We start from the raw sequence: 18,781 nt of genomic DNA, 5'->3' as shown, positions 1-18,781 counted from the left end.
GGGCTGTGTCGGGAATAGGTAACAGTTCAGGAGCTCCAGAGCATATTCGTCAACTCTTCGTCCAGGTCCATGAAGTCGACTTCACGCCCAGCCGGCACCAGCTCATACGTACGGTGCAGGAACTCGGTCAGCGGCGCCAGCGGCACCTCGAACAGGGCTTGCCCGAACGGCGACGTCAGGCTGATGTTGAGCGTGCGCTCACCGTCCGACCGCGCCGGCCAGACCTGGACATCCCCGTCACCCACCCGCCGGACGATGCCGACGGTCAGCAACTCGCGCGCGAAGATCCACTCGACCGGCTCGTCGTTCCCCACGTGGAAGGCCATCCGGATGGCGTACGGATCCTCGGCCGTGTAGCTGAGTCCGGCGAGCAGGGGGACGGTAGTACGGTCAGGGACCACAAGCCGAAGGCCCAGCTCGGCAGAGACGGTGGTGCTGTTCATCGTCAGCCAAACCTTTTCGTCGTCGGGTCCCCTCAACGGGGCTTTCACTGCTCACACGGACTACGTCCCGTGCTATGACGCGGAACGAAGAAACCTGTAGGAAAGATTCCGCTCTCAGGCCCTTCTGTAACGCAGTTCACAGCAAGACATTTAGGCGACTACCTGCGCAAACGTCACCAACAGGTGCATGTTTGCAAGGGTTTTGCGTGTCGTCGGGAGGGGTGTATCGGTCTCAGGTGGTGCGTATTGGTCGAGTGTGGGGCATCACGATGCTATGACAACACACCGCCACGCCGCCGCACTCCAGAGAACCTTTCGGTGACGATGCGCCCCAACTTGCGGTGCGCTGCCCCTCACACCACCAGAACACCCCGGAATCCACCGCTCCGCACTCACTCGCTCACCCATCGCATCCTCACCCGCCCGTCCCCAAGCCCTTCGCGCACCACCCCCCGAGTGCGGTATGGTTTTCCACGTCGGGCCAACGCCCGGCCATCCCGGGCGATTAGCTCAGCGGGAGAGCGCTTCGTTCACACCGAAGAGGTCACTGGTTCGATCCCAGTATCGCCCACCAAGAGAATCCCCTGGTGAAGCCCCCTCTGGCGTGTCGCTGAGCGGGGCTTCTGTCGTTCCTGAGGCCACCTGCCGCCACGCACGTCATACACGGCACCCCGGCCTGCTCCGTCGGCCAGCAGCCGCCCTACGGCTATCCTCAGCCCATCTACGTCCACATGCCGCCCACATCCGGCGCGGCCACGGCATCCATGGTCTTCGGGATCCTCGCCTTTTCGCCGGGTGGTGCTCCTTCGGCGTGCCGTGCATTATCGCGGTCATCTGCGGGCACGTCGGGCTGAGCGAGACCAAGTACGGCCAGAAGGGCGGCCGGGGCATGGCCGTGACCGGGTTGATCCTGGGCTACCTGCTCGTCGCACCTATGATCTTCCTGGCGATCGGGTTCGTGGGCAGCAGCATCGACCAGTAGAGGGGGCCGAAATCGCGCCCGGCCAGCAGCCCCCCAGCGAACCCGAACTTGTGCGCGAGCTCGGGATCGCCCGGACCACCGTCCGCCCGGCCACGCGCCCGCTCCAGGACGAAGGCCTGATCAACACCGTTCCCGATGAGGGCACCTTCGCCCGGCGCGATCCCGAGTCGGCCCACCGAACCAACCGCGCTGCCGCCGTACCGCCAGATCGCCGCCGATCTGGCCGACCGGATTCGGGTGGGGGAGTGGCGCCACCGAAGGGAGCGTGAAGCACCTTTCAGTTCTTAATACGCACTTTGCCTAGGGAGATAATATTGCCCGGATCTAAGCCGAGGTCCCGGATTCGTTGAGACTTCCCGGTTTGCACGTTGACCGCGTAATAACCGAAGGATCCGCCACCCTCTGGGGCATTAGCCTGAACGATGTACTCCTGGGCATTGATCCAGTCATATCCACTGGCATAGCTTGGCTCGGACAGAAGCCGAAGTTCGAGCTTCTTGGAAGTTTTTCCGGTCTTGGTGTCATAGGTGACAAGGTAGTCTTTGTTGTCCTCGTTAATATCGGGAAGTGCCTCTACCAGCAGGCGGCCGTCCGGGGAAAGAACACCACTGAAATAACCTCCCACCCATTCGCTGGTAACTATGCCTTGCCGGTTCAGCATGGTTACAGTGTTACTAGCAGAGTTATCCTCTTCGAGTTCCGGGCAAGTCCGCTTGACTGCGATGGCAGTGGCGCTTTCGCTGATACCAAGAACGCGGCAGAAGCCCGGGAAGGTTGAAGTCTGTCCGGTGGCTAACTCGGTGAGAAGTACTTGGGGTTGGGTGCCAGAAAATGCGACTGCGAAGAACCGGCCATCGGGCGATATCTCCAGACTGCGTACACGATCGAGCGCCTTACCGTCGAGTCGTGGTGAGATGGGCTTGAGCTGTGCGGCGGGCAGATCCCATCCGACGAACTGCATACGCGTCTTACTGAAGTATGCAATGTGGTGGCCGTCAGGGCTGACACGGAGTGGTACGCCTCGGCTGAAGGATTCTTCTACTTGGGCTTGGCTTGCCGCATCAAAGAGGGGGATGTCGGACGTGCAGTCGTCCTCGCTAAAATCAGCCCCATATCCGCCACAGCCCGCGCCGTAAGTGATCCCTATCTCCTGTTTTCCTTCACCTGTTTTGTAGTGCACGCGCAGCCGCCATTCGCTACACCTGACTACTTTTGGTGGGGCATCCTCTTCTTCGGCGGTAAGTGGACCGGGGCAATCTGAATCATCCGGAATGAATGCGTACTGCACCGGCGGATCATATGGTCCTGGCTTCCATTCCGGTATCGCCTGGGGTTTATTGCCGGGATTCAGATAGAGGTAGCCTGCTCCTAATACGCCCATGAGAAGGAGGAAAAATCCAATGCGCCGACCAGGCCCAGGCCGGACAATGTATCCTTCGGCATCAGGCATGGAACCGATCCCGGCCGACTCGCTAGAAGCAGATCCATTCGTCTCGACAGATGACGTCAAGCTCCCCACGCCTCCCCGTTTTATCGAAGGACACCCTAGGTCAATCCAGTCACGGGGGGATAACGGGTGGGCGATCATGAGAGTTCCGGGTGACCGAGAGAGGCGCTTCACAACGCGATCGATGGGCGCAACAGAAAGCCAGCAGTACCACCGACAGGGGAATGGCAGCATCAGGCCAGCGGCCGAACCGGCCTTCTTGATTAGCTGACCCCGATTCTTCGAGCGCTGGACATAGATCGGCTGTCATCGGGACTTGCCCTGGCGGTGGTAGCCGCCCTTCCCGGACGGGCGGAGGATGAGCGTGACGCCTAGGGTGTAGAGCGCGGCGGAGAGCAGGGCGGCGGGGATGGCGGCCGTGATGTAGTCGTAGGGCGGGTGGGATGTGTAGGTGAGCGGGTTGAGCAGGTAGAAGTAGCCGGCGAAGCCTGCGGCCAGCGCGGCGAAGCCGACCGGGTTGATGCCGTTCCAGAAGTAGTAGGCGGAGTGGCGCGAGTTGTCGAACGCCGCCGCGATGTCGAGGCGCCGGCCGCGCAGCAGGTAGTAGTCGGCGATCTGGATTCCCGCCATCGGGCCGAACAGGACGCCGCAGAACGCGAGGAATGTGCGGAAGTGCTCGGCGGAGGGGACGGCGAAGAACGCCGAGGCGATCACGGCCGGGATGATGGCGGCGAGGGTGCTGACGTTCCAGTGGGCGCGGTTCAGGGGAGGGACCTGGCTCAGCGCGAGGGCGGCCACGTAGCTGCCCACGACGATGGTGGCGACGTTGGCGAGCACGATGAACGCCAGGCCCGCCAGGGCGACCCACAGGCCGCCGAGCGCGAGGAGGTGCCGGGTCGGGTCGCCGCCGGAGCCCGGCACGGCCAGGCCGGTGTAGAGGCCGATCAGTGAGACCAGGCCCACGGACAGGCCCAGGCCGAACACCGCCGGCCAGAGCGTGGCCCGGACGCTGGGGGAGAGCCTGATGATCGCGCCGGCGTACGGCCACCAGGACAGGTTGCTCGATACCAGCAGTTCCACGCTCGTGGCGTAGTTGTACCGCGGGTCGGGGCGGGCGGCGACCGGCTCGGCGGCGGCGATCTCGTGCCATCCGATCCGCTGGATCAGCAGGCCCAGCACGACGAGCCCGAGCATGATCACTCCGGGGGCCATGAAGGTTGTCGCGCTCCGCAGTGAGTCCGCCCCTTTGCGCAGGGCGTACCAGACGACGGCCGCGCCGATAAGAGACATGGCCGTCTCCAGCAGGGTACGCGCCGACCGCGGCGCGCTCCCCGTCGCGATGAGGATCTCGGCGCCCGCACGGCTGAAGGAGATCATCAGGAGGACGTTCCAGCCGACGACGGAGACGTAGATGAGCGCGATGGCGAAGATCGAGCCGCGCGTACCGAGCTGGGCCTTGCTGGTGACGACGGAGTCGACGCCGTACTTCCCGCATGGGGGCAGGCAGGCGAGGATCACGGGCAGGATGCCGAGGAGTGACCCGCAGATGATGGTCAGGGTGCCCGCCGTGGCGTTCAGATAATCCGCGACCTGCCCTCCGATGAAGAAGCACCAGGTGGCGATGGCGGTCGAGGCCGAGGCGAAGAACACGGGCAGGCCACTCCACGGACGCTCCGAGCGGGGAATCGGCCACCCGCTCTCGCCCTGCTCGATCACATCGCCGCCCCGGCCCAGAGCGCGATGAGCGGCACCACCAAGGTCACCAGCAACAGCAGGACATAGTCGCCCCGGGTGAAGGGCACGCCCTGCTCCGCGGGATCGTCGATCTGCTCGATCCGCTCGATGAGCTGCTTTGGCACGACGCCCTCCAGGAGCTTTACCCCACTCTAGAAACCGGTCATTATTATGACAAACGGGACAAGTGTTCGGACGAATCGGCCCAGCGTCATGCCTCTGGCATGACCGCCAGGGGGGTGAGAACGGCGATGGACGAACCCTGGGCCGTGGCTTCCGAAGAGGACGAGCGGCTGCGCGTTCTCGCGCTCGCGTCCGCCGGCCTCGGTGAGATCGAAGTGCTGAAGTACGCGCTGGACCAGGCGGTCGCCGACCTGGGCGCGCTGAGCGGGATGGTGCACTGGTCCGGCGCCCCCGCCAGCAGCGGCGAGCCGCGCCTGGTGGTCGCCACCGGACTGCCCCCGGCGGAACTGCGGGAGTGGGGGGAGATCAGGGAGGTCATCGTCCGGGCGCTGCGCGACGGGGCGCCCGTGTGCGCGTCCGCTGCCCTGCGGGTCCGGCGCGACAAGAGGGACGAGGCGGTCACGGCGCCCGCCGTGACGCTGACGGCCGTGCCACTGCCCGGCCGTGCCGCACCGATCGGCGTGCTGTCGGTGCTCTCCCTCGGGTCCGCCAAGCCGACCGGCCGCCAGCAGGCGTTCCTCCAGTCGCTGGCCGACTGGCTGGCCCAGCGGCTGGCGAGATCCAGCGCCGACTCGGACACCAGGCGCCCGTGGTGGCATGCCGCCGACTCCCATCTCCGGCAGGCGCTGAAGGCGACCAGGATCGGATCCTGGGACTGGAACATCCTGACCGGAGAGCTGTACTGGGACGAGCCCGCGCTGACCGTCCTGGGCATCGATCCCGGCACCGCCCCCCACAACACGGACTCCTGGGTCAGCCTCATCCACCCGGAGGACCATCCCAGGGTGATGATCGCGACCGAGGAGGCCCTCCGCACCAGGGGCCTGTACGACGTCGAGTACCGCGCCTGCCGCCCGGACGGGACGATGGGCTGGGTGCAGGAGCGCGGCCACCTGGTGCTGGACGACGCGGGTGAGCCGGTACGCATGATCGGCACGGTCTGGGACACCACGGAGAGCCGCGCCGCGCGCGAATCGGTCAGCTGTGCGCTCCGCTACATGAGCGACGCCTTCCTCGCGGTGGACCGTGACTGGCGGGTCACATTCGTCAACCTCGACGCCGAACGCCTCCTGGGGGTCGTGGACCCCTACGGTCAGGTGTTGTGGGACCTGCCCGCGGGGAAGCTGCACGAGCTGCAGGCGTCGTGCCGCAGGGCCGCCGCCGAGCGCGTGCCCGTCGGCCTCGAGGTGCAGTGGCCGACCGATCAGCGCTGGTACCAGGTGCGGCTGGTGCCGGTGCCCGACGGCCTGACCCTCTACCTCGCCGATGTCACGGAGAAGCGGCTGCGCGACGCCGAGCGTGCGGCGGCCGAACGCGCCGCCGCCGAGCGGGCCGCCTGGATCCAGGAGCTGACCCGCGCCTTCGGCGACGCCGTGACCGCCTGTGACCTGGTGCGGGTCATCGCCGAGCGGGCGCTGCCGGCGTTCGGCGCGGCGGGGCTGGCCATCCTCACCATCGACCGCGGCCGTCTGCACGTGGCCGGAGCCTTCAACTACCCCGCGGACATCCTCCGCCGTCTGGACAACCAGACGCTGCCGGAGCGCTCCGCCCTCTCCGACGCGCTTCGATCACGCACTCCGCTCTTCATCACCTCGAAGACCGAGTATCCGGACGGCCCCGACCTGGGCGCCTCGGCGATCCTCCCGCTGCTCGTGCCCGGCCAGTACACCGGGTGGTGCCTGATCTCCTTCGACCGGCCCCGCCGCCTTTCCAGCGAGGAGCGCACCGCGCTCACCGGGCTCAGCGGGCTGGTCTCCCAGGCCCTGGCGCGGGCCCGCCTGTACGACATGGAGCGCACCCGCGTCCAGGAGTTGGAGCGCCTGGAGGCGTGGCTGACGGAGTCCCTCGATCGGGAGCGGCGCTTCACCACCGACGCCTCACACGAACTGCGCACCCCGCTGGCCGGGCTGCGCGCCCAGCTCGAGGAGGCCCAGCTCCACCCCGATGAGACCGACCTCGACGAGCTGCTCGAACACGCGCTCGGCGACGTGGACCGGCTGCAGGACATCGCCGCCGACCTGCTCCTGCTGGCCAGGCTGGGGGCCGACCTGTCGGCCACGCCGGAGCGGGTCGACCTGGCCCGGCTGATCGAGACCGAGGTCTCCCGCCGCGGGCGCGACCGGCACCCGGTACGGCTCCGGCTCGAACCCGGCGTGATGATCGACGCCGTCCCCCAGCAACTCGGCCGGGTGCTGACCAATCTGCTCGACAACGCCCAGCGCCACGCGGAGCGCGACGTCGAGGTCGGCCTGCGCCGCAACGGCGGCAGCGCCGAGCTCACGGTCACCGACGACGGTCTTGGCGTCCCCGAAGCCGAACGCGAGCACATCTTCGAGCGCTTCGCCCGCCTGGACACCGCCCGCAGCCGCGGCGCGGGAGGCACCGGCCTCGGCCTGGCGATCGCCCGTGACATCGCCCGCGCCCACCGCGGGACCCTCCACGTCGAACACCCGCCCACCTCCGGCGCGCGCTTCGTCCTCCGCCTGCCGCTCACGGATCCGGGGTGAGCAGCTGGAGCTGGAGTATCGCGGCGAAGCGGGCCGATGGCACGAAGTCCGTCCGCGCGGACGAACGGCTTCAGCCGAGGGCGGCCATGGCGGCGTTGTGGCCGGGGATTCCGCTCACGCCGCCGCCGCGGCGGGCGCTCGCGCCGCAGCGCAGGATTCGGGGGTGTTCTGTTTCCACGCCCCACGGGCCGTGATCGTCCTCCGCGTACGGCCAGGAGAGGTCGCCGTGGAAGATGTGCCCACCGGGTAGGGCTACGTCCCGTTCCAGGTCGAGGGGCGTCTTGGCTTCCAGGCAGGGCTGCCCGTCCGGGGTGGTGAGCAGGCAGTTCTCGATCGGCTCGGCCAGGACGGTGTTGATTGAGGCGATTGCCCTGGCCACCGCGAGTTCCTTGGCCTCGGGGGTGGTGAACAGGCGGGCGGGCATGCACAGGCCGAACAGGGTCAGCGTCTGGGCGCCGGTCTCGCGCAGGGAAGGGCCGAAGATGGAGTCGTCGGTCAGGGAGTGGCAGTAGATCTCCGACGGGGGCAGGTCGGGGATGAGCCCGCGCGAGGCCCGGTCGAAGGCGGTGGCGAGCTGGGAGGCGCTCTCGTTGACGCGGAAGGTGCCGGTGAAGGCGGTGGTCAGCGCGTCGGTGAGGACGATGCCGCGGATCAGGTCGCTGCCGAAGCGGTCGTCGATCACCTGGCCGATGGGGCGTTCGAACAGGTCGTGCCAGGCCGTGTCGTCGTCGATCGTCTTGCGCAGGGCCGTACGGGATGGGAGGGGTTCGAGCAGCGTGGGGGCGACGCGGGCGGCGAGCCGGGAGAGGGCGGTGTGGAAGTCGTTCCAGGCGTTCAGGTCGGACGAGCCGGTCCGGGTGAACGAGGCGGCGGTGCGGGCGGGGTCCGCGTTGTCGATCAGCAGGCCGGTGTCGCCGATCGGGGTGTAGGACGCCACCCGGCGGCGGCGGAGTTCGAGCGAGAGTCCCAGGTCTTTGACGATCTTCGTGGGGAGCAGGCTGACGAGGTAGGAGTAGCGGGAGAGGCGGGCGTCCACGCCGGGGAAGGCCTTGGCCGAGACGGTGAGGCCGCCGATGTGGTCCAGCCGTTCCAGGACCAGCACCCGCCGCCCGGCACGGGCCAGATAGGCCGCCGCGACCAGGCCGTTGTGCCCGCCACCGGCGATGACGACGTCGTAACGCATGGAAAAGGGTCCTCTCCTGAGATTTCCGAAGGCGAGATCACCGGAGCCGGGTCAAAGGCCGGTCTGCCAGTGGCACTCAGGGGACGTCATGCCGGGGACAGCATCGCGTCCGATGTCGCATTCCAAGCACGTCATCTAGGGCAAGCCTGACTGAGCGCTCAATTCGGATATTGACGGCGGGGACTTCCGGGGAGATCGTCTGGAGGTATGTCCCCCTTGCGTGTGGTCGCGCTCGTAGCGGCCATCGTCGCCGGCCTCGGCACCGCTACCCCACTGGTCCAGGCGGCCGGGCGCGCGCCGATCACGGTCGGGTCGCTGACCCTGGAACCGTGCGAGACCTCGGCGCTGGCCTGGTGCGCGACCGTTCAGGTGCCGTTCTCGTACGCCGACCCGCAAGCCGGGACCACCGGCCTCTATTTCGAGTGGTTCCCCGCGACCGAGAACGCCCAGGGGACCGTGCTGGCGGTCGAGGGCGGCCCCGGATACTCCTCGACGTCCTCCCGCGACTACTACCTGGACATGCTCGGCCCGCTGACCAGGACCCGGAACGTCCTGATCGCCGACCTGCGCGGAACCGGCCGCTCCGACCCGGTCCGCTGCCCCCGGTTGCAGAACGCGACCACGGCCGACGGCAACCAGGCCTACATCGACGCCGTCGGCGCCTGCGGCCGCCGTCTCAACCACACCCGGCAGCGGCCCGACGGCTCGTACGTGCGCGGCAGCGACCTCTACACCACGGCCAACGCCGCCCGCGACATCGCCCGCCTGCTCGACCTGCTGGCCCCCGGCCGCGTCGACCTGTACGGCGACTCCTACGGCACCTACTTCGCCCAGGTCTTCACCTCGACCGGGGCGACAAGCAGCCGATCCTCCGCCTGACCGCCCGGACGGTCTTCCCCGATGAGGACTCCGGCCCCGCCGCCGAATTCTCCGCCGGCCTCTACTCCGCCGTCTTCTGCAACGACTACCCCCAGGCGTTCGCCTACACCGGCGACCGCGCCGCCCAATACCGGCAGGCCGTCGCCGCCCTCCCCGCCGACATGTTCGCCCCCTTCACCGTCGAGGAATGGACGACCAGCGGCGCCGAGGAATTCGACTCCTGCCTGAAGTGGCCGAAACCCGCCGCGGACGACCCGCCCATCGTGTCCGGCACCCCGATCGCGCCCCCGTCCCTGCCGGTGCTCGTCCTCTCCGGCGAGCTGGACTCGCTCACCACCCCCGCCGATGGCGAGCGGGTCGCCAGCACATGGGCCCACACGCCCAGTGGGTCCAGGTCAGCAACATGATCCACGTCTCCGCGCTAGCCGACTACGTCGGCTGCGCCGAAGGTCTGGTACGCACGTTCATCCGCCATCCGGCTCAACCCTTGGACGCTTCCTGCGCGACCGAGATGCCTGAAGTCCGCCTGGTCGACGCGTTCCCCGCGAAGCGCGCCCAAGTCGTCCCGGCCGTGCCCGGGCCCGGGAATCAGGCCGGTGCGCACGCGCTCCGGCTCGCCACCATCGGCGCGGCCGTCGTCGAGGACGCGATCTGGCAGTGGTACTACGTCTCAGTTGACCGCGGCGTCGGCCTCCGCGGCGGAACATTCCGCACAGAAGGCGACGGCCCGGTCTACGCCTTCACCTTCCGCAACATCCGCTGGACCAGCGACGTGAAAGTCTCCGGATCCGGCAAATGGAACCGCGAAACCGGCCACGTCACCGCGACCCTGGACGTCATCGACAACCAAGGCCTCACCGCAACCCTCAACGTGGTGTACGACGACTACGACCCCAACGCGGTGATCAACCTCACCGGCTTCTCCAACGGAAATCCGGCCGACAGCACGGTGGCCTCGATGAGGGTTCGGGCCATCCGGATGGACAGGCCGAGCCGGTGCAGGCCGGTCATGACGCCGTCGCGGGGGCCCGGCCCCAGGCCCGCGCTGATGTACAGGCCGGTGGCGGCGGCCGCTAGCACGACCGCTACCAGCAGGTACGCCCAGCGGACGGCCAGGTGGTCGGGTGCTGGAACGAGCCAAATGGTCGCGTCGGTGAACACGCCGAGCAGGACGACGTTGCTGATGGTGCCCAGCCCGGGCTTCTGGCGCAGCGGGATCCACACCAGCATGACCAGTGCGCCGACAATGACGAGCCAGGTCCCGACCGACCATCCGGTCCGCACCGACAGGCCCTGGTGGAAGGTGTTCCACGGATCGTTGCCCAGGGTGGACTCGATCTGGAGCCCCATGCCGACGCCGTATGCGGCCAGGCCGGCGTAGAGGCGGGCCAGCCGTGCCGGAAGGGATAAGACGGGGATCGCGAGCTCTGTCGTTGCGGTCATAATGCGTCGATGGTCGCCGACGCCTCCCGAAGTAATAAAGAGCCAATTCTGGAAAATGGCTTTATCGTGGGGGATGGAGCGGTATGTCAGCCCGGGGCAGCTGGCCCGGCTGGTCGAGGTGCCGGCCGACGCCCAGCCGTACTATCGGGCGCTGGCGGAAGCGGTACGGGATCGGATTCTGGACGGGCGGCTGCCGGCGCGGGTGCGGGATGCCCGCCGAGCGGCATCTGGCCGGAGCGCTGGGCGTGAGCCGTACCAGGGTGACGGCAGCCTACGACCGGCTGCGCGAGCAGGGCTATCTGGACAGCCGCCAGGGGGCGGGCAGCTGGACGGCGGTGCCGGATCCGAGCACCAGCACGGGAAATCCGTGGATATCGGCGGACGACGACGGGCTTCTTCCGCTGCACCATGCCGCTCCGGCGGCCAGTGGCTTGCTGGGGGAGGCGTTCGCGCACGCGGGGGAGAGCTACCACCGCTTCACGCTCGGCATGGGATACGACCCGATCGGGCTGCCCATCCTGCGGGAGGCCCCGCCGGTTATTCCCCCGCCGGCTGTGGCCCTGCACCCAGGGTCGCGGGGTGGTTGCCGATGCGGTCCGATGGCGATGAAGGAGGGATTCCACGATGTTGACCGCGGTCTTGGTCCCTTCTTCGTCGCGGACGGCGCCGGCGAGCTGGCCGGCGCGCGTGGTGACGGCCGGGTCTGTGACGGCCTGGCGGATCGCGTCGGCGAGCTGCTGGGCGGTGAGGTGGCGTTGCGGCAGCGGCGCGGTGGCGGCGCCGATGGCGTGGGCGCGGGCGGCCCAGAACGGCTGGTCGGCGACGAAGGGGCAGATGACCTGGGGTCGGCCGGATGCCAGCGCCGCGCCGGTGGTGCCGCTGCCGCCGTGGTGGACGATGGCGGTGCGGTGGCCGGGGATGCTGGGCCCGTGGATGACCAGGTCGGCCCCTGTGGCGGCGACGGCGGCCAGCAGCCACCAGCGTTCATCGGCGAAGGCCCGCGTGCTCTGGGCCCAGGCCAGCGGCGACAGCCAGGACACTGCCTCCGCCCCGGCCGTCGGTAGCCCCTGCCCGGCGGCCAGGCGGCGGGTGCGTGCGGCCAGCTATTGGTCGTCGGCCAGGCCCAGCCCGTGCGGGATGCGGGTGAGGGACAGCAGCAGGTTGGCGCGGCGGACGGGTCCAGCACCTGCCGCGCGTCCTGGCCCTTGGGTTCGGTTGTCCGGAGGGCCTCGGCGCGCTGCTCGCGGTGTGCCCCGCGATCCGGATCGCGGGCTGGTTCGCCGGACACGCCCTGACCCTCGCCAGCGGGGGTGGCGATCGGATCGGGCTCGGGGATGAGCAGCCGGTCGGCCCGGTCGCCTTCCAGGGCGGCGGCGTAGGCGGCCAGGGCGCGCTGCAGCTCTTCGCTGGGGGTGCGGGCCTGGCCGTGGCGGGCCCGGTCGGCGTCGGATTCCAGCAGGTCGCGGGGGAGGTAGAGGCGGGCGGTCTGCCGGTCGCGGGTCATCGCGGCGTACAAGGGGTGCGGGTCCAGGCCCGGCCCGTAGATCAGGGCGTGCTCGGCGGTCAAGCCCTGGGCGGCCGCCACCGTCATGGCGGTGCCGTGGGTCAGGCCACCGGCCGCGATGTAGTCCGGGCTGATCCACTCGCGGACCAGCCGCGGGCCGTCCGCCGTACGGGAGCGCCACTCCACCTCCACCCGCCGGTCAGCACCGATGGCGGTGATGCGGCCCCGGTAGCCGTTCAGCACGTCCAGGCCCTCACCGCGCCGGGCCCGGTAATCGTTGCGGCGTACGCGGACGTGTTCGCCGACCGCCAGCGGCAGCGTCTTTCCGCCGGGGAGAAGGTAAAGGCGGTCCGGGCCATCCAGCTCGCCGCGGGCGCGGCGGATCGCTCGGGCGGCTGCGTTCAGCCGGTCGGCGGCCTCATTGGTGCCCGCGAGCAGCAGCACCTCGGCGAGCTCGTCATGAACGCGTTCAGCATCCTGCCGCGCGGACTCCGCTGGCCAGCCGAGTTCACCCGGACGCCAGGCTCGCCCAAGCCCACGCCGGCGACCTCGGCCCCCTGGACTTCCTGCAAGTCCTCTGCCAAGACGAGATCAGCCTGCACATCGAGGGGATGACTTCGTCCGCGGTAGGCCGCCGCCTTCCGGAGCGGCGTCGGTGGTCAGGGCTGCCCAGGACGACAAGTTAATGACGATAAGGCTGGCATTGCAAGCTCGCTCGGCCGCGTCACAACGGGTCGGGCTCGACGGTTGCGTTTCTGCAACCTAGTGATGTATCACTAGAATCCGTGAGCTGGATCACATGCTGCTGGACCAGCGTCGGGATTCGGTCCAGGGCATGCCTCGATGAGAGGACAACGTCGTGCTGGTCAGTGACCTCACCCGCAGGAACGCCGAGTACTACGCCGACCGCGACGCCGTGGTCGTCCCCGGGGTGCGCACCGAGACGTGGGGGAGCCTCCACGAGCGCACCGAACGTTGGGCTAACGCCATGACCCGACTGGGCCTCGGCCGCGGGGACCGGGTCGCGATGCTCGCGGAGAACTGTGCCGAGTTCGTCGAGTTCTTCTTCGGCTGCGCCCGCAGTGGCATCGTGGGCGCCCCGCTCAACCTGCGGCACTCGACGCACGAGCAGATCGACTACGTCAACTACGTCGAGCCCACTGCCCTGCTCGTGCACGCCCACCAGGCGGAGGCGGCCCGGCGCTGGCTGGGGAAAACGCCGTCGGTGCGGCATGTGATCGGGTTCGGCGGACCTCATCCGTTCGACCTGGACCTCGAACGGATCCTGGCCGCTGAGGACGGGGTGCCGCCCGCGCCGCTCCCGCCCTCCGACGCCCCGTACATGCTGTGCCCGACCTCCGGCACGACCGGCCGGCTCAAGGCCGCAGTGCTCACCCAGGACAACGCGATGTCTGCGATCTTCGCCTGGGCCGCAGAGTATCCGGTCCTCGAATGGGACACGAATCTGCAGTGCATCCCCCAGTACCTCAACGCGGGCGGGCCCGCGCACCTCTCACCGGTGTTCCTCAAGGGCGGCCGCACCGTGGTGCTGCCCGGTTTCGACCCGGACTCCTTCGTGCGCTCGGTCGCCGAGTACCGGGTCACCCACACCGTGGCCGTCCCGACGATGGTGTCAGCGGTGCTCGCGCATCCGCGGATCGACGAGCTGGACACGTCGAGCCTGCGGGCGGTGGTCCTCGGCGGTGCCCCAGTGACCCGCGAACTCGTGCTTGCGGCGCGGGCCTCGCTGGGGGACTGCCTGTACCCGACCCTCGGCATGGCCGAGACCTTCTCCTGCGGGCTTGTCCTCAGCCCGCAGAACCAGCACCCGGACGGGACCCCGGAGCAGCGCAGGCAGCTCGGCTCGCTGGGCAGGCCGCACTGCCACCTCGACGCTCGGATCGTCGCCGCAGGGGGTGCGGATGTCCCGCGGGACGGCAGCACTCCTGGTGAGCTGTGGTTCCGCGGCGGCTCGGTCTCCTCGGGGTACTACGCGATGCCCGAGGAGACCGCCGCGTCCAGGGCCGGGGACTGGCTGCGCACCGGGGACCTCGCGGTGATCGATGCGGACGGGTTCGTCACCGTCGTCGACCGGTTGAAGGACATCATCATCTCGGGCGGCATGAACGTCGCGTGCGGCGAGGTCGAAACGCAGCTCGCCAGTCATCCGGGGGTCGCGGAGTGCGCCGTAGTCGGCCGCCAGGACGAGCGCTGGGGTGAAGCCGTGCACGCGGTCGTCGTCCGGACCCCGGGCTCGACCGTGACCGAGGCGGAACTGCTCGAGCACGTGGCCGAGCGACTCGCCCGGTACAAGCAGCCACGCTCGTTCGCCTTCGTCGACCAGCTTCCCCGCAACTCCACCGGCAAGGTGCTCAAGCGCGTACTGCGCGCCGAGCTCGCGGACACCGCGCGTTCGACGGTTTGACCCACGCTCTTCAGGAAGGGAAGTCTCGCATGGCGCACGACACGATCGTCGTCGGGGGCGGCATCGGTGGCCTGATCACCGGTGCGCTGCTCGCCGCCAAGGACCGCCGCTCGGTCCTGGTGCTGGAGAAGGAGAACACGATCGGGGGCCGGGTGATGTCGTTCGGCGGCCACCACGGTAGCCCGTCCGCCGAGGAGTACCGGCGAACACTCAAGGGCGCGGCGAACGTCAGGATCGTGCACACCGAGCCCGCGCTCGAGGAGATCGTCGACGACCACAAGATCTTCGACCGGTTCATCCTCGATCCCGGCTGGCACACCGTCGGCGCCACCGGGCGCAACCGGTTCTCGCTGTTGGCCAAGGCCCTCGGCAAGTCCATCCCGGTGGCGCCGCAGATCGGCTTCTACTTCGATTCCGGCGACGGGTTCGTCGACCTTAAGGACGTCAGCGCCACCTGGCCGGAGGAGTCCCGCCGCGAGCACCGGCGGGTGGCCGCCGAGCGCGTCGCGATCTCCCCGGCGGAGTCCGCCCGCTACGACCACATCGACCTGCTGTCGTACGTGAACATGGTGACCGAGGACCAGCTCGTCCGTGACTACTACCTGTGGCTCGGCCGGTTCGTGCTCGCCCTGAACGACCCCACCGAGGGCTCGGCGGGGGAGTTCATCCGGACGAACAACCTGCCGATCGCGGCCGGGATGCACCTGTCGCACGGCGGCGGCAACGGTGAGGTCTGTCGCGGGTTCAAGACCATCGCGGACGTGTTCGCCGAGATCATCCGGGAGAACGGCGGCGAGATCCGGACAGGCACCCCGGTGCGTCAGGTCCTGCTCGACCGCAACCGGGCCACCGGCGTGGAGATCGACGGCCCGGCGGGGCCCGAGCGGATCGACGCCCAGGCCGTGATCGTCAACTTGCCGATGGACGCGATCGGACGCGTGGTACCGATCGAGTCCTTCCCGGCGGAGCTGCGCGAGCGGATCGCGAAAATCTACTCGGCTGTCGGAATGACCGGGTTCATCGGGGTCAAGGAACTGATCGAGCCGGCCCGGCCGACCGGTGTGTTCCTCATCGACCCGCTGCCCCAGCGCATCCCCCTCAAGGGCGGGGACGCCTGGTTGGCCTTCGAACAGACCACCGCGCTGGACCCGACGCGGCGGGTGGGCGCAGCGGAGGGGCACTACCTGCAGACCTGGACCGTGCTCCACGCGAAGGGCGAGGCGACGGACGACGAGCTGCTCCGCCGGATCTCCGAGGCCCACCTGGACTTTTTCCGCAGCCGCTACCCCGGCTTCGACGAGAACATGGAATGGGCGATCTTCACCCAGGCCGACCGGATCTACGGGGCCGCTCCCGCGCCGGGTATCGGGGGCGACCGGCGGCCGCCCGTGCAGCATCCGCTGGTGCCCAACCTGTTCTTCACCGGGGACACGGTCACCCAGACCGACGTCGGGACCAACGGGGCCGCGCACGGGGCGATCCTGTGCGCCAACGCGGTCGCCGGACGGGACTTCCTGCCGCTGCTCCCGGACTATCTCCGCTGACGTCTAGCAACCTAGTGAATTATCACTAGAATCATGACAGCGACGGCACGAAGGAGTACCGATGACCCAAGATCGTTTTGACGTACTGGTAGCGGGCGCGGGCCTGGGCGGGCTGAGCGTTGCCGCCCTGCTCGCGAAGGACGAGGGCAAGCGCGTCCTGGTGGTGGAGAGGGAGACGGGCACGGGCGGCCGCATCCATCACTACAAGGGCGACGAGATCGCCACGGCCGAGGACTATCTCGGTCCGCTGCGGGCCTCTCGCGGCCGACTGGGGCACAGTATCCCGGACCTCGATACGATCATCGACCGGAAGCTCCTGGCCGGGTACAGCTTCGAACTGGGCATGCACGACATCGTCAACGGCGCCCACTCCCGGATGGCGCACGTGCTGGAGCACCTGGGCGTACCCGTGGAGATCGTGCCGCTGAAGGCGTGCGGCTTCTGGCACGACGGCGTGCTGCACGAGCTCAAGCGGGGCTCCTTCCCGTGGTTCGAGGAGCAGGACCACCGGGAGATGAAGCAGATCCTCGGCGAGATGCTGCGCATGCCGATCGAGCAGATCCGCGAGGCCAACCGCATCTCGCTGCTGGACTTCGTCGAGCCGCGCACGCAGAACCCGACCGTGCTGGAGTTCTTCGACATCCTCGGCGCATTCACCGTCGGGATGAACTCGGCGCGCGACCTGTCCGCCGGGGAGTTCATCCTCGCCACCCGGATGCCGATGAACGCCGGTCTGCACTTCGCGGACGGCACGCTCGGTCAGATGGGCGGCGAGAGCTTCATGCAGATGGCGTTCAACCTGGCGGACGTCATCCGGGAGCACGGTGGCGACGTCAAGACGGGCCAGACGGTGCAGACCGTGCTGGTCGACGACGGCGTGGCGAAAGGCCTGCGGGTCACGGACTCGGCGGGGGAGACCCGGGACCTGCTGGCGGACACCGTGATCCTCAACGTGCCCGCCGTGCTGGCGGTGGAGCGGCTGATCCCGCAGCAGGCGCTGCCCGGAGAGTTCGTGGAGCACGTCCGCGGGCTGAAGTCCGGCGGGGCGTTCGTGCCGATCTTCGGGCTGAGCCGGTCGGTGATCGACATCCCGGGGATGCTGTTCACGAAGGTACCGATCGACGACCCGGCCCTGCCGGACGGCGTCATGCTCGGGTACGAGGCGCACTCCCTGTTCGTCGAGGGCAAAGCCCCGACCGGCAAGGAGATCATCGAATGCTGGATCGGGTTGTCCACCGAGGAGCTCGGTGAGCTGGAGAAGGCCGGGAAGCTGGTCATGCTCGCCGAGGCGATCACCGACTTCATGAAGGCGAGCCACCCCGGCTTCGCCGAGGCACTGGAGTGGGCGCTCTTCCCGGCGATCGACGGGGTCACCTCGGTGCAGCCGACGCCGGACCAGGCCTGGGACGGCATGCTGGACCCGCAGTGCCCCGGGATCGGAGGGGCTGTTCTTCGTCGGCGACTCGGTGAAGAACTACGGGCAGTTCATGGACGGCGTCGCCTACACCGCCCTCCTGACGGCGGACGCCGTCACCGGAAAGAACTACATGGAGCAGATCCTGCCTCCGTACCAGCGGGAAGTCTGAGCGGAGTCGATGGTGATGCCCGGATGGACACCGCACGACTATGGGGCGGTCAGGGTACTCAAGGCGGCGAACGGCGGCGGGTACCCCTACGGCAACTCGCTCATGGTCCGCGGCCGCGCTGGCACACTCCTCGTCGACCCCTCTCTTGCCCTGGCCGAGGGCGGTGTGCCCGGGGCGGACGCCGTGCTGGTCAGCCACGCGCACGAGGACCACCTGGCCGGGATCGACCTCGTCGCGGCGCCGGTCCACGTGCACGAGGCCGACCTGGCCGCGGTCCGCTCCAGCGAGGTCCTGCTCGCGGGATACGGGCTGCCGGAGGAGGCCGCCGCGGCCTTCCGCGAGACCCTGGCCTCGCAGTTCGGCGTGCGCGGCAGGCCCGACGCGGTCGGCGTGCCGGACGGACACCGCTTCGACCTCGGCGACCGCACGGCCACCGTCGTGCACCTGCCGGGGCACACGGCGGGTCACAGCGGGCTGCTGGTCGAGCCAGACGGGTTCTTCTTCGTCGCCGACATCGACCTCACCTCCTTCGGGCCGTTCTACGGGGACCTGGGCAGCAGTCTTGAGGGCTTCGAGAGGTCGATCGAGACCTGCGCCGAAATCGAGGCCCGGTGGTACGGGACGTACCACCAGAAGGGCGTCGTGGAGGGGGCGGAGGAGTTCCGCGACAGGCTCCGGGCCTACCGGGAGGTCGTGGTGCGGCGGGACGCCGCGCTGACCGGCTTCCTCGCCGAACCGCGGTCGCTCGCCGACGTCGTCGGGCACCGGTTCGTCTACCGCGCCCATGTCGACGAGCCGTACGTCCCGACCGTCGAGGCGCGCACCGCGGAGCAGCACATCGCCCGGCTCATCCGAACCGGCGCCGTCGCGGAGATCGAGCCCGGCCGCTACCAAGCCGTCGCCGGGTGAGCCATCCGACTG

The 18,781-nt window shown here is 68.8% G+C and carries 16 protein-coding genes, 1 tRNA gene and 2 pseudogenes; 10 read left to right on the top strand and 9 right to left on the bottom strand.

Annotated elements, in window-relative coordinates:
- Positions 1–26 precede the first annotated feature (26 nt).
- On the bottom strand, positions 27–443 hold the full coding sequence (locus ABGB08_RS32300) for an SsgA family sporulation/cell division regulator (protein ID WP_155343490.1): 417 nt from the start codon (positions 441–443) through the stop codon (positions 27–29).
- 499 nt (positions 444–942) lie between these two features.
- On the opposite strand from ABGB08_RS32300, the gene ABGB08_RS32295 reads away from it, so the two are divergent.
- Both ABGB08_RS32295 and ABGB08_RS32290 read left to right on the top strand, forming a co-directional pair.
- Positions 943–1,017, top strand: a tRNA-Val gene (locus ABGB08_RS32295).
- 30 nt (positions 1,018–1,047) lie between these two features.
- Positions 1,048–1,425, top strand: coding sequence for a DUF4190 domain-containing protein (locus ABGB08_RS32290; protein ID WP_347597913.1), 378 nt, complete (start codon positions 1,048–1,050; stop codon positions 1,423–1,425).
- A gap of 277 nt (positions 1,426–1,702) precedes the next feature.
- Here ABGB08_RS32290 and ABGB08_RS32285 read toward each other — a convergent pair whose 3' ends face one another.
- The 3 genes from ABGB08_RS32285 to ABGB08_RS32275 form a co-directional block, all read right to left on the bottom strand.
- The gene (locus ABGB08_RS32285; RefSeq protein ID WP_347597910.1) at positions 1,703–2,875 is read right to left on the bottom strand and encodes a hypothetical protein; all 1,173 of its coding nucleotides are present in this window, start codon (positions 2,873–2,875) and stop codon (positions 1,703–1,705) included.
- A 303-nt stretch (positions 2,876–3,178) separates the two neighbouring features.
- Positions 3,179–4,588 carry a cytosine permease gene (locus ABGB08_RS32280; protein ID WP_347597907.1) on the bottom strand — a complete coding sequence of 470 codons (1,410 nt, stop codon included), beginning with the start codon at positions 4,586–4,588 and terminating at the stop codon, positions 3,179–3,181.
- Complete coding sequence (locus ABGB08_RS32275; protein ID WP_347597904.1) at positions 4,585–4,731, bottom strand: hypothetical protein; 147 nt, start codon at positions 4,729–4,731, stop codon at positions 4,585–4,587. Before ABGB08_RS32275 ends, ABGB08_RS32280 begins: the two co-directional genes overlap by 4 nt.
- A gap of 126 nt (positions 4,732–4,857) precedes the next feature.
- Between ABGB08_RS32275 and ABGB08_RS32270 the strand changes: the two genes are divergently transcribed.
- Complete coding sequence (locus ABGB08_RS32270; RefSeq protein WP_347597901.1) at positions 4,858–7,296, top strand: ATP-binding protein; 2,439 nt, start codon at positions 4,858–4,860, stop codon at positions 7,294–7,296.
- Between the two features lie 70 nt (positions 7,297–7,366).
- Here the strand turns inward: ABGB08_RS32270 and ABGB08_RS32265 are convergent, their stop codons facing one another.
- The gene (locus tag ABGB08_RS32265) at positions 7,367–8,479 is read right to left on the bottom strand and encodes an NAD(P)-binding protein (RefSeq protein WP_347597898.1); all 1,113 of its coding nucleotides are present in this window, start codon (positions 8,477–8,479) and stop codon (positions 7,367–7,369) included.
- Positions 8,480–8,686: 207 nt separating this feature from the next.
- Between ABGB08_RS32265 and ABGB08_RS32260 the strand changes: the two genes are divergently transcribed.
- Both ABGB08_RS32260 and ABGB08_RS32255 read left to right on the top strand, forming a co-directional pair.
- Positions 8,687–9,358 carry an alpha/beta fold hydrolase gene (locus ABGB08_RS32260; protein ID WP_347597895.1) on the top strand — a complete coding sequence of 224 codons (672 nt, stop codon included), beginning with the start codon at positions 8,687–8,689 and terminating at the stop codon, positions 9,356–9,358.
- A 161-nt stretch (positions 9,359–9,519) separates the two neighbouring features.
- The gene (locus tag ABGB08_RS32255) at positions 9,520–9,765 is read left to right on the top strand and encodes a hypothetical protein (protein WP_347597892.1); all 246 of its coding nucleotides are present in this window, start codon (positions 9,520–9,522) and stop codon (positions 9,763–9,765) included.
- 478 nt (positions 9,766–10,243) lie between these two features.
- Here the strand turns inward: ABGB08_RS32255 and ABGB08_RS32250 are convergent, their stop codons facing one another.
- The gene (locus tag ABGB08_RS32250) at positions 10,244–10,801 is read right to left on the bottom strand and encodes a hypothetical protein (protein WP_347597889.1); all 558 of its coding nucleotides are present in this window, start codon (positions 10,799–10,801) and stop codon (positions 10,244–10,246) included.
- Positions 10,802–10,884: 83 nt separating this feature from the next.
- On the opposite strand from ABGB08_RS32250, the pseudogene ABGB08_RS32245 reads away from it, so the two are divergent.
- Positions 10,885–11,064: pseudogene (locus ABGB08_RS32245) on the top strand (hypothetical protein); the annotation flags it as partial.
- A gap of 348 nt (positions 11,065–11,412) precedes the next feature.
- Here ABGB08_RS32245 and ABGB08_RS32240 read toward each other — a convergent pair.
- Positions 11,413–11,841: pseudogene (locus tag ABGB08_RS32240) on the bottom strand (nucleotide disphospho-sugar-binding domain-containing protein); the annotation flags it as partial.
- A 206-nt stretch (positions 11,842–12,047) separates the two neighbouring features.
- Between ABGB08_RS32240 and ABGB08_RS32235 the strand changes: the two are divergent.
- From ABGB08_RS32235 to ABGB08_RS32225, 3 genes are all read left to right on the top strand, one after another.
- Positions 12,048–12,920, top strand: a complete 873-nt coding sequence (locus ABGB08_RS32235; RefSeq protein ID WP_347597886.1) for a hypothetical protein — start codon at positions 12,048–12,050, stop codon at positions 12,918–12,920.
- 244 nt (positions 12,921–13,164) lie between these two features.
- The gene (locus ABGB08_RS32230; RefSeq protein WP_347597883.1) at positions 13,165–14,730 is read left to right on the top strand and encodes an AMP-binding protein; all 1,566 of its coding nucleotides are present in this window, start codon (positions 13,165–13,167) and stop codon (positions 14,728–14,730) included.
- Between the two features lie 29 nt (positions 14,731–14,759).
- On the top strand, positions 14,760–16,274 hold the full coding sequence (locus tag ABGB08_RS32225) for an FAD-dependent oxidoreductase (RefSeq protein WP_347597881.1): 1,515 nt from the start codon (positions 14,760–14,762) through the stop codon (positions 16,272–16,274).
- A gap of 31 nt (positions 16,275–16,305) precedes the next feature.
- Here ABGB08_RS32225 and ABGB08_RS32220 read toward each other — a convergent pair whose 3' ends face one another.
- Both ABGB08_RS32220 and ABGB08_RS32215 read right to left on the bottom strand, forming a co-directional pair.
- Complete coding sequence (locus ABGB08_RS32220; RefSeq protein WP_347597878.1) at positions 16,306–17,097, bottom strand: hypothetical protein; 792 nt, start codon at positions 17,095–17,097, stop codon at positions 16,306–16,308.
- Positions 17,034–17,687, bottom strand: a complete 654-nt coding sequence (locus ABGB08_RS32215) for a hypothetical protein (RefSeq protein WP_347597875.1) — start codon at positions 17,685–17,687, stop codon at positions 17,034–17,036. The genes ABGB08_RS32220 and ABGB08_RS32215 overlap by 64 nt, the downstream gene beginning before the upstream one ends.
- A 188-nt stretch (positions 17,688–17,875) precedes the next feature.
- On the opposite strand from ABGB08_RS32215, the gene ABGB08_RS32210 reads away from it, so the two are divergent.
- Positions 17,876–18,769 carry an MBL fold metallo-hydrolase gene (locus tag ABGB08_RS32210; RefSeq protein WP_347597872.1) on the top strand — a complete coding sequence of 298 codons (894 nt, stop codon included), beginning with the start codon at positions 17,876–17,878 and terminating at the stop codon, positions 18,767–18,769.
- Positions 18,770–18,781 lie beyond the last annotated feature (12 nt).

The organism is Acrocarpospora sp. B8E8 (assembly GCF_039871605.1).
In the GTDB taxonomy this organism is placed as follows: Bacteria; Actinomycetota; Actinomycetes; order Streptosporangiales; family Streptosporangiaceae; genus Acrocarpospora; species Acrocarpospora macrocephala.
This window is presented reverse-complemented; position numbering and strand designations above follow the sequence as displayed.

What these genes read in the sequence shown, in the direction of transcription:
- ABGB08_RS32270 (WP_347597901.1), top strand. Translation starts at nt 4,858, where the DNA reads ATGGACGAACCCTGGGCCGTGGCTTCCGAAGAGGACGAGCGGCTGCGC.
- ABGB08_RS32210 (WP_347597872.1), top strand. Translation starts at nt 17,876, where the DNA reads ATGCCCGGATGGACACCGCACGACTATGGGGCGGTCAGGGTACTCAAG.
- ABGB08_RS32265 (WP_347597898.1), bottom strand. Translation starts at nt 8,479, where the DNA reads ATGCGTTACGACGTCGTCATCGCCGGTGGCGGGCACAACGGCCTGGTC.
- ABGB08_RS32250 (WP_347597889.1), bottom strand. Translation starts at nt 10,801, where the DNA reads ATGACCGCAACGACAGAGCTCGCGATCCCCGTCTTATCCCTTCCGGCA.
- ABGB08_RS32225 (WP_347597881.1), top strand. Translation starts at nt 14,760, where the DNA reads ATGGCGCACGACACGATCGTCGTCGGGGGCGGCATCGGTGGCCTGATC.
- ABGB08_RS32285 (WP_347597910.1), bottom strand. Translation starts at nt 2,875, where the DNA reads ATGCCTGATGCCGAAGGATACATTGTCCGGCCTGGGCCTGGTCGGCGC.
- ABGB08_RS32215 (WP_347597875.1), bottom strand. Translation starts at nt 17,687, where the DNA reads ATGCCGTCCCAGGCCTGGTCCGGCGTCGGCTGCACCGAGGTGACCCCG.
- ABGB08_RS32260 (WP_347597895.1), top strand. Translation starts at nt 8,687, where the DNA reads ATGTCCCCCTTGCGTGTGGTCGCGCTCGTAGCGGCCATCGTCGCCGGC.
- ABGB08_RS32300 (WP_155343490.1), bottom strand. Translation starts at nt 443, where the DNA reads ATGAACAGCACCACCGTCTCTGCCGAGCTGGGCCTTCGGCTTGTGGTC.
- ABGB08_RS32255 (WP_347597892.1), top strand. Translation starts at nt 9,520, where the DNA reads ATGTTCGCCCCCTTCACCGTCGAGGAATGGACGACCAGCGGCGCCGAG.